Raw genomic sequence first — 12,838 nt, 5'->3', positions numbered from 1 at the left:
CTTTGCTTCACCGCGCGCAGGTGCGTCCGTGCTTGCTTGGTAGGTGCCAACCTTGGTTGGCACTTTGATTCACCGCACGCGGATGCGTCCGTGCCGACCAAGGTCGGCACCTACCAGAGCGCCTTTGCTTCACCGCGCGCAGGTGCGTCCGTGCTTGCTTGGTAGGTGCCAACCTTGGTTGGCACTTTGATTCACCGCACGCGAATGCGTCCGTGCCGACCAAGGTCGGCACCTACCAGAGCGCATTTGATTCACCGCGCGCTGAGACGGACTTGCTTGGTAGGTGGCAACCTTGGTTGGCACTTTGATTCATCGCACGCGGATACGTCCGTGCCGACCAAGGTCGGCACCTACCAGAGCGCGGGTGCGGAACTGCCTTTGATTCACCGCACGCGGAGACGGACTTGCTTGGTAGGTGCCAACCTTGGTTGGCACTTTGATTCACCGCGCGCAGGTGCGTCCGTGCCGACCAAGGTCGGCACCTACCGGAGCAAGAGCGGGTGCGGCATTGCCATGAATTCAATGCGCGCGGATGCGCCCGTGCCTGCTTGGTAGGTGCCAACCTTGGTTGGCACTTTGATTCACCGCACGCGGATGCGTCCGTGCCAACCAAGGTTGGCACCTACCAGAGCGCCTTTGATTCACCGCACGCGGATGCGTCCGTGCCGACCAAGGTCGGCACCTACCAGAGCGCCTATGCTTCACCGCGCGCAGGTGCGGCCGTGCCGACCAAGGTTGGCACCTACCAGAGCATGAAGCCCCGTGGCATCAGCGGGCCGGGGCGAACTGCAGGCGGGTCCACACGCCGTAGTGGTCCGACGCCCAGCGACCGCTGTCGTCGGGCTGGTCGAACAGGATCTTGGCTTCGCGCGCGACCATCCGGTCCTGCTGGAAGAAGATGTGGTCGATGCGCGAGGGCGCCTGGTAATAGTGCCGGTTCAAGGTACTGACCGCCGCCAGGTCGGTGTTCACGTGCACGCTGCCGTAGCTGTCACCGTAGTGGCTGCGCAGTTCGCTCAGGTCGCCGGCATCCACCAGCGCGTTGAAGTCACCGGCAATCACCACCGGCGCACCGGCCGAGGTTTCGGTGATGAAGCGCAGCAGGTCCTCCACCTGGCTGCGGCGGATGCCCTGGCCGCGCTCGTCACTGCGCTCGTTCAGATGCGTGGCATAGACGTTCACCGCCTGCCCGTCCACGTCGATGCGCAGGTGGGCCACGGTGCGGTAGTCATCCAACGGCTGCAGCAGGTGCTCGCCGTGGGCCAGGATCGGGCGCCGGGTCAGCAGGGCGTTGCCATAACGCTTGGGCGCACCCACCGGATCGGTGGATACGAAGACGTACCTGTAACCGAGCTGGCTGGCCAGCCACTGGGCTTGGTTGCGCACGTTGCGGCGCTGGATCACTTCCTGTAGTGCAATGGCATCGGGTTGCAGGCGCTTGAGCTCGGCCACGATCGTGCGCCGCCGGGTCGGCCAGTCTTCGCGGTCATGGTGCAGGTTGAAGGTGACCATGCCCATGCCGGGCGCGGTCGATGCCTGCGCAACGGCAGGTTCACCTGCCTGCTGCGCCGTCGCCCACGCGGGCAATGCCAGTGCCATGGCCAACCCCAGGGCGCGCAGTGCCACGCGCGCTCTCCCCTGCTTCAACGCCATGTTTACTGCCCCTTGCGTTCGCCGCGGCGCACCGCACTGGGCACTTCAATTTCCACACGCGCTGGCAGCGCGTGTACGTGCAGTTCGTTGTCCACCCATTCGGCCGGCTCGCCATTGACCGTGGCCGCGCCGGGTTCGCCGCTGTAGGGCCACGGCAGCACCACGCCACCCACCGGCGGCAGCAGGCCCGGCTGCACGTCCAGCACCAGCTGCTTGTCGTTGCGCTGCAGGCGGTAGTTCAGCTGCCCCTGCGGGGTGCGCAGGCCCTGCACGGCAATGCCCTCGCCCTGGAACCAGGCGGTGGGAATACCTGCGGCCAGCACCAGCGCGTCATCCACATCGCGGTTGTAGGCGAACATGTCCAGCGCCGAGCGCACGAAGTCCGAGGCCACCCAGGCATGCGGCAGGTCGCCCACGAAGAACGGCGTGCGCGGCGTGCGCGAGACCACTTCGGCCCACTGGTTCCAGGCCTGCGGCGCGCGGTCCTTGAAGAAGAACTGGCTGGCCTGCCAGGCGCGGTCACGCCAGCCCAGGCGCACGAACGCGGCCACGTTGCGCCACTCGTACGGGGTGTAATCCTTCCATTCGCGCTTGCCGTCGCGGCGCGCCACGAATTCGTTCCAGTAGCGCTCGAACGTGCTGTCCAGTGCGGGCTGCGGCAGGCGCCCCTGCTCGCCGCCGGGGGCCAGGGCGATGGTGGTGGAGGTGGCATCGAAGTCCCCCAGCTCGGCCGAACCGGGCAGGAAGTCGATGCGGTGCTGCTGCATGGCCGACTGCAGCGATGCCTGCAGGTCATCACGGAACTGGTCGCGCGATTCGCTGATCTGCATTGCTTCGACCTTGCCCAGCTGCGCAGCGATGATCGCCGCGTCCTTGTAACCGCGCAGCGCCCAGAAGTTGTCCCAGTACGAATGCATCGGCTTGGCCGAATAGCCTTCGTGGCTGATCGAAGCCGGCATCATCCCGTAGAACGCGGGATTGCGCGCACGGTTCTCTTCGGTGCGCTCGCTGGCGCGCAGCTGTTCCATGTACTGGTAGGCACCCTGCACGTGCGGCCACATCAGTTCCAGGAAGGTGCCGTCGCCGGTGTAGCGCCAGTACTCGGCGATGTTGTAGATCAGTTCGCCATGGCTGTCGTTCTCCGGCACCGGGTCGCTGCCGCGTGCATCCACGCAGCACGGCACCTTGCCGTTCTCGAACTGGAAGGGCGCGTACCAGTTCACATAGTCACGCACCGCATCGCTTCGGCCCATGCGCAGCAGACCCTCGGAAATCATCGCGCCATCGCGGATCCAGCTGCGCGCATAGGAGCGCGTGCCCGGCTGCAGGCGCGGTCCCACGCGGGAAATCAGCATGTGCGCGACGGCAGTGCGCAGGGTTTCCACCAGCGGCTGGCCGGCGGCCGGCACCTGCAGCGACACCACGCCCAGCTTCTGCCGCCACTGCGCGGCCACCTGCTGCTGTGCCTTGGCCACGTCCAGCGCCTGCGGCGCCCAGCTGCCGGTCTGCGGCAGCACCACCGCCACTTCGCGGCTCTGCCCCGGCTCCAGCTTGATGGTGTACAGCAAGGCGCCGGAGGCCAGCCCGGTGCTGTCCTTCACCGCCGTGGTGCCGGGCAGCTTGCCGCTGGCCAGGTGCATCGCGTCCAGCTTGCCATCGAACGTGGTGGCGAAGCGCGCATCGGGCGCCTGCAGCGGATAGACCCGCGGCTCGCCATTGATGCGCACCAGCTGCTCGCCCACGTCCAGGCTGTCGATGCGACTGAAGCCACCTGTGGTGTTCAGGAACTGGGTCGGCGGATTCACCTGCCACGGCCGGATCGCCAGCGCCAGGGTGTATTCGTGCGCCACCTTGTCCGGGTTGCTCAAGCGGTAGCGGCCGATCAGCTGCGCGCGCTCGGGCGTGCCCTGCACGAAACCGGTGACCGACAGCCCGGCCTTTTCATGCACCCAATCGACGTTGGCGATGGGCAGGTAGCGGTCCTGCAGCGATTGGGTGATGGCCACGTTGGACCAGTCCAGCAGCTTGCCATCCAGGCGGACGAACGGCTCGATGCTGAAGCTGCCCTTCGCCGGCTCCAGCGCGCCGTCCTCGCTGATCAACGCCTGTTCCTGGCCGCCATCCAGACCCAGCAGGGTCCAGTACGGCTGCTCGCCCACGAAGGCACGCGGCAGCGCGCCGCGCGGCAGGTCTGCTGCCACCGACGAGAGGAACCCGTTGGGCGTGGCCGCAAAGGCCAGCGGCTTCAGCGCGATGTCGCGGATGCCGTAGCGCCAGTTCGGGCCGCCCTGCAGGTCGAAGCGCACATAGCGCGCGTCCGTGTCGGGCAGCGCCAGCCAATCACGGCCACCGCCACCATTGGTCACCTCACGCACGGTGCGCCAGTCGCGGCCGTCCTGCGAGGTGCGCACGGTGTAGCGGGTCGCTTCCAGGCTGGGCAGCCAGTCGATCACCGCCCCGCCGATCTCGCGCGTGTCGTGCAGATCCAGGCTGATGGTCTGCTGCTTGACCCCGCCGCTGATCCAGAAGGTATCGCTCTTGCCGTCGATCATGCGGTCCTGCAGCGCAGGCGCGGTATCAGCAATCACCGCCGGGTGCAGCGGCGAGGTGTCCTGCGCCGGCAGGCCCTGCAGGGTCAGCTTGTCGAAGCACACGGTGCCGCGCCCACCCACCTTGCTGTAGATGGTGAACTCGACCGCGGCACTGCGCGCCATCTCCTTGTCCGGCGACGGCCCCCACGCCTTGTCGATCTGGCGCCGGCGGTACTCCACCGGCGTCCAGGCCTTGGGGAAGCTGTAACCGGGGCGGTTGACCCACCACACGTTGTCACCGCTGGCGTCGATCAGCTTGAACTGCAGGTCGTTGCCCGGCGAATCGCCGCGCAGCTGGAAGCCGAAGCGGTAATTGACCGGGTATTCGATGTTCAGCGCACGGCGCAGGCCCACATAGCCGGAGACCTTGTGGAAGTCGTAATCCAGGCACAGCGCGCGGCCACCGCCCGGTGCGGTGACCGGGCGCAGCGAACCACTGACCTGGTCGGACAGCACCAGTTTCCATGCGCCGATGTCGTCGAAGTCATCCAGCACCTTCGGCGCGGGCAGCGCCGGTGGTGCGGCGATCGCCAGGGAAGACCACAGCAGGCCCAATCCAACGGCGATCGCACGCTTCATCCCTTCACACTCCCCAGCAACAGACCTTGGATGTAGTATCGCTGCAGCACCAGGAACAGGGCCAGCACCGGAACCACGGTGACCACCGCGCCGGCCATCATCATTTCCACGTCCATGATGTGTTCGCGCGAGAGGGTGGCCAGTGCCACCGGCAAAGTGTAGTGCTCCTGGTCGGTCAACACGATCAACGGCCACATGAAATCGTTCCATGCGCCCATGAAGGTGAAGATCGCCAGGGTGACCAGCACCGGCTTGAGCATCGGCAGCACGATCTGGAAGAAGATGCGCAGCTCCCCTGCCCCGTCGATGCGCGCTGCTTCCAGCAGCTCATCGGGAATGGAGCGGGCGTACTGGCGCACCAGGAAGATGCCGAACACGCTGGCCAGGGCCGGCACGATCACGCCGCCGAAGCTGTTGACCAGGCCCAGCTGCTTCATCAGCAGGAACAGCGGCAGCATGGCCACCTGCGCCGGGATGACCAGCGCGGCCATCAGCACCTGGAACAGGCGCTCGCGGCCGACGAAGTTCAGCTTGGCGAAGGCGTAGCCGGCCATGGTGTTGAGCAGCAGCGAACCCAGGGTGATGGCCAGCGATACCAGCAGGCTGTTGGCGAAGTTGCCGCCCATGCCGGTGCGCGCGAACAACTCCAGGTAGTTGCGCGTGGTGACGTGCGAGGGCAGCAACGGCGGCGGGAAATGGGTGGCCTCGCCCTGTGGCATGAACGAGACCGAGACCATCCACAGCAGCGGTGCCAGGCTGACCAGGGCCAGCACCAGCAACGCACCATTGACCATCCACGGGTGCCAGCGCGACTGGCCGATTTCACGACTCATACCAACTGCCTCTTGCGGCCGAAACGCAGCATCACGGTGGTCACCGCCAGGATGATCAGGAACAGCAGGAACGCCACCGCGGAGGCGCGACCCAGGTTCCACCACTTGAAGCCTTCCTCGAACATGAAATACAGCACGCTGACGGTGCTCTGCAGTGGGTCGCCGCGGGTCATCACGTAGGGTTCGGCGAACAGCTGGAAGTAACCGGACACGGTAATGACCCCGACCACCAGCAGCACCGGGCCGAGCATCGGCAGGGTGATGTGCAGGAACTGCTTCCAGCGCGAGGCACCATCAATGCGCGCGGCCTCGTACAGGTCATGCGGAATGGCCTGCAGGCCGGCCAGGAAGATCACCATGTTGTAGCCGAAGTTCTTCCACACGGCGAACAGCATGATGGTGGGCATGGCCCAGTTCGGGTCACCCAGCCAGTCGATCGGGCTGATGCCGATGTGGCCCAGGCCGTAGTTCACCAGACCGTAGCTGGTGTGGAACAGGTAGCGCCAGATCACCGCCACCGCCACCAGGGTGGTCACCACCGGGGCGAACAGTGCGGTGCGGAACAGCGCCTTGAAGCGCGCCGCCGGTGCGTTCAGCAGCATCGCCGCGCCCAGCGACACGCCGATCGACAGCGGTACGCCGATCAGCACGAAGTAGGTGGTGTTCCACAGCGACTTCCAGAACATCGGGGTCTGCAGCAGATCGATGTAGTTGCCCAGGCCGACGAACCGCAGGTTGCTGCTGTCGGACAAGGCATACAGATCGAAGTCGGTCACGCTCAGCGCCAGCGCCGAGGCCACCGGCAGGCCGAAGAACAGGCCCAGCACGATCAGCGAGGGGCCGGCGAAGATCCAGCCGGCAAGCGAAGTACGTTTCATTGCGGGCTCCCGGCCGCTGCGGCCGGCGCATCGGCAGGTGCCTGCGCACCGCCGCCCTGCAGGCGTTGTTGTTCATGCATCCAGCGGCGCTTGGCCAGCACCTTGTCCACGCGCTGGTCCAGCTCTTCCACGGCCTTGTCCTGCGGCAGGCCACCGCGCACCACCTTTTCGGTGACGATGCGCATTTCCTGCACGATGCGCTCCCACTCCAGCACCTTCGGCGTGGGCTTGACCCGCTCCAGCTGGTCACGGAAGGCCGCAGCCAGCGGATCACCGGCCAGCGAAGGTGCGTTCCAGGTGCTGCGACGCGGCGGCAGGTCACCGATGATGGAATGGAAGCGGGCCTGGATTTCCGGCCGCGACAGGAACTCGATCAGCTTCCACGAGGCTTCCTTCTGCTGCGACTTGCGGAAGATCACCAGGCTGGTGCCACCGGCGATGCCCGCGCCCGGACCGTCCGGGCCCGGCAGCGCAGCGGTGCCCCACTGCCCTTCCAGTTCCTTGGGCTGCAGCTTCTTGAACTCGCGGATGTTCCAGGGCCCGGAGATGTAGAAGACGTTGAAGCCGCGGAAGAACTCATCCCAGACGTTGGAGATCTGCGTCTCGGACATCTTCGGCGCCCAGCCCTGCTCGAACATGTTCGAGTAGAAGGCCAGGGTGCGGCGGAAGCCGGGGCTGGCGAAGTTGCCACGGGTGTCATCGTCGCGCAGCAGCGGGTCGGGCTGCTGCAGTGCCAGCGACAGCTGCTGTTCGAATTCGTTGATCGGCATCAGCACCGCATAGCGGTTCGGCCCCTGCATCTTCTTGATCGCGGCCATCTGCTGGTCCCACTCGGCCCAGGTGCGCGGCGGGTGGTCGAAACCGGCCTTGGCCAGCAGGTCCTTGCGGTAGTAGATCAGGCGCGTATCGACGTACCACGGCACGCCCACCAGCTCGCCGTGGATCACGTTGGTATCCCAGATGCCCTGGAAATAATCCTGCGGATCGACCACGCTCGAGCGCTGCACGAACGGCTGCAGCGGGGTCAATGCATCCAGTTCGGCGAACTCGGGCACCCAGGTGTTGCCGAGCTGGCAGACATCGGGCAGGCCATCGGCGGCGAAGGCGGTCAGCAGCTTTTCATGCGCGGCCGTCCACGGAATGTTCTGCACATCCACCTTGATGCCGGGGTTCTCGGCTTCGAACTCGTGGATCAGCTCGCTGACCACTTCGGCTTCGCGGCCCATGGCCCAGAAGCGCACGGTGGTGGTGCCCGGCTCGGTGCGGGCGCAGCCGGCAATGGCCAGCACGGCCAGCAGCGGCAGCGCCCAGCGGCGCAGGCGATGGGTCCAGGGATGCACCGGCTTACTTCCCCTGTCCAGTGTTGCGGTTGGCATTGTTCTTCTGTTCCTGCGCGGCGGCCGCGCGCGATTCTGCGATACCCACCGCGCGCGCCGCCGCGGCCTTCTCATCCTTCTGCAGCTGCAGCGGCTGGAACTCGCCTTCCGGCGCCAGCCAGCCACCACTGAACCCTGCCCGCTCCAGACCCTTGCGGATGTACGGGTTCTTCTTCATCACTTCCCAGACGAAATCATCGCGGTAGTTGGCGATCATGGTCAGGATCGGGCCCTGGTCGATGGCGATGTAATCGCTGGCGACCCAGCCGCGGTCGGGCACCAGGCGCCCGGTCTTGATCGGAATGTCGTAGTTGAAGCTGGGGTTGAACGAATCCAGGAACCCGTAGCTGGAATAGATGTAGTCGCCGTAGCGCTTGTGCATCTCCACCGTGGCCGGGATCACTTCCTCGGGCGCGAACACGATCGAGGACACCGCCGCGGTCGGGGCAATGGTGCCGTCGTCGAAGTTCTCGCGCAGGCCTGCGCCGCGCGAGGAGTAATGGCGGAACTGGCGCTGCTCGCCGCGGTATTCCTGGGTGGTGTTCTGCGGGCCATCGCTGGCGGTCAGGCCCCACACGTTCTCGCCGTAGTCCTTCCAGTTCATCGGGTTGGCGATGGCGTACTCACGCTGGGCCAGCGCCGCCGAACGGCTGTTGAGGAAGTAGGTACTGCCGCGTTCGCGCATGTACGCGTCCTGGATATCGCGGAAATCGATCCAGACGTGGCTGTACTGGTGGCCGAACAGCGGCCCGAAGGACAGGTACTCCTGGCCCTGGTAGACGCCCCAGTCGTTGTCGTAGGTGCGGGTCCACACGGTCCACGCATCCGGGCTGACCGGGTGGCTGGGCGAGCCCAGGGCGAGGATGTAGACCATCATCGCTTCGTTGTAGCCCATCCAGTCGTGGTCGATGAAGCCGCTTTCGGGGAACCAGCCCATGGAGATGAGCGGTGCGCGCTGCTGCAGCCACGGCCAGTCCACCTGCTTGTACAGGCTGTCGGCGATCTGCCGGATCTCTTTTTCGCGCGGGTCGTCGCCGTCGTAGTACGACTGGGCGAACAGCACGCCCATCATCAGCAGCGCGGTATCCACCGAGGACAGTTCCACCCAGCTGTCGTAGCGACGGCCTTCCTGCATGTCCAGGAAGTGGTAGTAGAAGCCCTTGTAACCGGCCTTGCCGGTGCGCTGCGGGCCCATCGGCACATCGCGGAAGAACTTCAGCGTGGTCAGGGTGCGGTCGATGGCCTGGTTGCGGCTGACCCAGCCGTTTTCGATGCCGATCGGGTAGGCGGTCAGCGCGAAGCCCACCGAGGCGATGCTGGCGAACGGACGCGACGGGTAACGGTCGGGGGTCAGGCCGTTCAGTTCATTGGTGGTATCCCAGAAGAACTGGAAGGTGCGGCGCTCGATATCGTCGAACAGCGGCGGCAGTTCCGGCTTCATCGGCCGCGGCGGTGCGTCGGCCTCGACCAGGATCACCTGCGGCTTGGGCTTGGCCGGCGCTTCCTGCTGGGCCGGTTTGCAGGCGGCGATGGCCAGGGTCATCGCAGCGGCGGTCAACAGGTGGCGTGCCTGCATGGCGCGGTTCCTCCGGTGGGCTGTTCGATGGAAGAGCATAACGTCCAAACACCTGAAATCGTTTACAGCACGGACTCTTAAAAAACCACGAAAAACGTGGCCCGGGTGTCGGCGTCATTGCCCATGCCAGTGCACCGTGCAGTCGCGGCGCACTGGCATGGGCAATGGACCGGCCATCACGGCCGGCCATTGCACAACCGGTACCGCCGGCGAACCGGCGGTACCAAGCGCGATCATCAGAAGCGGAAGCCCACTTCGGCCTTGATCTGGCGCGGCGTACCGATGATGTCACCGGTCTCGTTGTAGCTGGCTTCCAGCTTGCCGTTGCTCTTGATGTAGTTGTAGCTGGAGAAGTTGTCGAAGTTGAACACGTTGATGATGTCCAGGCGAGCGTACAGCTCGGTATCACCCGGCATCTTGAACGTCTTCGTGGCCTGCAGGTCGACCGAGCGGTAGCCGAACACCTTGCCACCGATCAGGAACTTGCCATTGGCGTTGGGCACGGCGGCCTGCGGGGTCGGCAGGGTGTAGCCGCTGGCCTGCGGAATGCCGTACCAGTCGTTGACGGCAGTCGGGGTGGCCAGGGTGATCTTGCCGCCGAAGGTGATGCCCCAGAAGCCCGCGTACGAACCGGTCACCACCAGGCGGTGGCGCGGCGCGCCGTTGGAACGGATGGTCGGGTAATCGCCGATCAGGCCGCGGTCGAACGCGTACTTCTCGTTGATGTCGCGGTTGTGGCGCGCGGTCGTCCAGGTGTAGGCGATCGAGGTGCCCCAGCCGCTTTCCTTGGTGAACGGCTTCTGCGCCGACAGCAGCACCTGGGTCGCACGGGTCTTGATGCCCTGCTGGCCGATGATCAGGCTGCCGAAGCCCGGCACGTTGCAGCTCCAGGCCTGGCTCAGGCCCGGGTCGGTGCCGCCGCACAGGCGCGGGTCATCGAAGAACTGGCCGGTCGGGTAACGGTTGCCCAGGGTGAAGGCGAAGCCGTCGTAGCTCAGGGTACGGGCGATGGTGGCGTCGGTCAGCCAGTCACCGATCTGGTTGCTCATGCCCAGGCTGAACTGATCCGAGTACGGGGCCTTCAGCTTGTTGTTCAGCAGGTCCACTTCCAGACCGGCATTGCTGGTGGCGCCCACCAGGGCCTGCAGGTTGCCGATGCCGTTGAGCAGGTTCGGGTTCCAGTCGTAGCAGGCGGCCTGGCCGTTGATGCAGGTGCCGGTGGCCGGGTTGCGGAAGTAGATGGTCGGCTGCGGCAGGGCCAGCTTGGTGGTTTCCAGCTGCAGGTTGTCGAACAGGTCGCGGTCGTAGGAACGGCCGGCACCACCGTGGATCACGTGCTGCTCGTCGGCGTTGATGTCATACGAGAAGCCCAGGCGCGGCTGCCAGGCATCCTTGAACGCCTTGCGGTTGTGGCCGTTGCTGATGTAATCGCTGATGTCCAGGCCGCCCAGCGCCAGCGAATCGGCGTAGGTCTGGCCGGCGGCAGCGCGCGGGTCCTGCGAGTAGATGGCGTCCACCACCTGCTGCGGGGTCACGAAGTCCAGGTAAGCCGGGTTCTTTTCGTAGTCCCAGCGCAGGCCCAGGTTGATCTGCAGGTGGTCGTTGACCTGCCAGTCGTCCTGGATGAACAGACCCAGCTGCTTGGCCTTGGAACGCACTTCACCGGACACGCCCGACACGCCGGTGACCGGCTTGACGAACTGTGCCTTGTACGGGATGTCCGACGGGAAGTCCGGATCGCCCAGGGTGTAGGTGAAGGTCGGGTTGATCTGCGCCGCGTCAGACGCGTACAGATCGATTTCCTTGTACTTCACGCCCATCTTGATGGTGTGGTCGCCCGCCCACTGGATGCCGTCCAGGGTCAGGTTGTCTTCGATCGACCAGCCCTTCTGGCCCTTCACCTGCGAATCCAGTGCCGAAGCGCCGCCGACCTTGACGATGGTGCGGTCTTCGGTGCCGTCCGGCGCGGTGTAGGTGATGCCGTTGGCCAGGGTCAGCGGGGTCGGGTTGTTGAACGAATCTTCGTGGGTGACCATCAATTCGTTGTAGTAACGCTCACCGCTGTGGTTCCAGCGCAGCGCATAGCGGCGATCGGTGTTGACCACTTCACGGCCGGCTTCCGGCGAGGTCTGGCCACTGAACTGCTGCTGGGTTTCGTCGCGGTCCTGGAAGGTCAACTCGATGCGATCGTTGTCGGTCGGCTCGAAGTCGACCTTGGCGAAGATCAGGTCCTGCTGGAACGGCTGGCTGGCCGGGCCGAGGCCGGCAGCGCCGTCAGCCGGCAGCAGACCCACGCTGCTGGTCACCGCACCGTCCGGCGCGATGGTGACCGGCAGGTCGAAGCGCTTGGCTTCGTAGGTCACGAAGAAGTGGGCCTTGTCCTTGACGATCGGGCCGCCCAGGGCGAAGCCGTATTCCTTCTCGGCCGAAACCATCTTTTCCTGGCCGGCCTGGCGCTCGGCCGGGGTCTTGGCGCGCATGTCTTCGTCGGTGTAGCGGTAGAACGCCTCACCCTTGAATTCATTGGTACCGGACTTGGTCGCGGCGGTCACCGCGGCGCTGGACACCTGGCCGTACTCGGCCTTGTAGTTGCCGCTGATGACCTTGTATTCGCCGATGGCCAGCTGCGGGAACGGGTTGCCGGCGCTGCCGGACTGGCCGGCCACGCCGCCGCCCTTCACGTAGCTCTTCTGGCCCACGCCGTCGATGTAGACGTTGGTGCCGTCGGCATTGGTGGCGCCGCCGCGCAGCGAGGTGTTGCCCTTGGCATCACGGGTGAAGATCATGCCCGGCACGGCGTCGGCGAACTCCAGGAAGTTGCGCGACACCTGCGGGGTGGTCTGGATCTGCTGCAGGCTGACGGTCTTGCCGACTTCGGAGGTGCGCACTTCCTGCAGCAGGGTCGGCGCGACCACGTTCACGGTGTCCAGGTTGGTGGCCGCGGTGGTGCCGCCGCCGGTGGCGGCCGCTTCGCTGAAGTTCAGCGTGGCGGTGGAGGCCACGGTGACGGTGACCTTCTGGGTCTGGCCGTTGGCCACCACGTCATAGGTGCCCGGGTCCAGGCCCATCAGCGAGTAGCTGCCGTCGGCACGCACGGTGCCACGACGTACCGAACCGGTGGCCACGTTGGTGGCGGTCACTTCGGCGCCGGCCTGGGCGCCGGACACCTGGCCGCGCAGGCTGGCGTTGGCCGACTGCGCCATCACGTTCGGGGCAGCGGCCAACATCAGGCAGCTGACCAGGGCGGTGCTCAGCAGCCGGCGTGCCGGCGTGCGGATGGTGGAATGCATCATCAACTCAATCTCCGGGTGGTGGTCCCGCTTGCGCGGTTCCTGCGATCAGTCAAAAGAAA

General features: G+C 65.7%; 7 protein-coding genes. All 7 read right to left on the bottom strand.

Translation table 11 applies throughout. The features are described 5' to 3' along the window. Positions 1-768 precede the first annotated feature (768 nt). The 7 genes from G4G00_RS18685 to G4G00_RS18655 all read right to left on the bottom strand — a co-directional run bounded on the left by G4G00_RS18685 (position 769) and on the right by G4G00_RS18655 (position 12,779). On the bottom strand, positions 769-1,599 hold the full coding sequence (locus G4G00_RS18685) for an endonuclease/exonuclease/phosphatase family protein (RefSeq protein ID WP_240336188.1): 831 nt from the start codon (positions 1,597-1,599) through the stop codon (positions 769-771). A 56-nt stretch (positions 1,600-1,655) separates the two neighbouring features. After that, positions 1,656-4,823: a discoidin domain-containing protein gene (locus G4G00_RS18680; protein WP_164275658.1), complete on the bottom strand. Its 3,168-nt coding sequence runs from the start codon at positions 4,821-4,823 to the stop codon at positions 1,656-1,658. After that, on the bottom strand, positions 4,820-5,656 hold the full coding sequence (locus tag G4G00_RS18675; protein WP_108750092.1) for a carbohydrate ABC transporter permease: 837 nt from the start codon (positions 5,654-5,656) through the stop codon (positions 4,820-4,822). Before G4G00_RS18675 ends, G4G00_RS18680 begins: the two co-directional genes overlap by 4 nt. Beyond that, on the bottom strand, positions 5,653-6,534 hold the full coding sequence (locus G4G00_RS18670; RefSeq protein ID WP_108750093.1) for a sugar ABC transporter permease: 882 nt from the start codon (positions 6,532-6,534) through the stop codon (positions 5,653-5,655). Before G4G00_RS18670 ends, G4G00_RS18675 begins: the two co-directional genes overlap by 4 nt. Then, on the bottom strand, positions 6,531-7,874 hold the full coding sequence (locus G4G00_RS18665; RefSeq protein WP_240336187.1) for a sugar ABC transporter substrate-binding protein: 1,344 nt from the start codon (positions 7,872-7,874) through the stop codon (positions 6,531-6,533). Before G4G00_RS18665 ends, G4G00_RS18670 begins: the two co-directional genes overlap by 4 nt. A 4-nt stretch (positions 7,875-7,878) precedes the next feature. Beyond that, entirely contained in the window at positions 7,879-9,486 is a 1,608-nt protein-coding gene (locus tag G4G00_RS18660; protein WP_108750094.1) for a glucoamylase family protein, read from the bottom strand. Between the two features lie 236 nt (positions 9,487-9,722). Then, a complete protein-coding gene (locus tag G4G00_RS18655; protein ID WP_164275652.1) occupies positions 9,723-12,779 on the bottom strand; it encodes a TonB-dependent receptor in 3,057 nt (1,018 codons plus the stop codon). Between the last annotated feature and the right edge of the window lie 59 nt (positions 12,780-12,838).

The organism is Stenotrophomonas sp. B1-1 (genome assembly GCF_010894375.1).
Classification (GTDB): domain Bacteria; phylum Pseudomonadota; class Gammaproteobacteria; order Xanthomonadales; family Xanthomonadaceae; genus Stenotrophomonas.
This window is presented reverse-complemented; position numbering and strand designations above follow the sequence as displayed.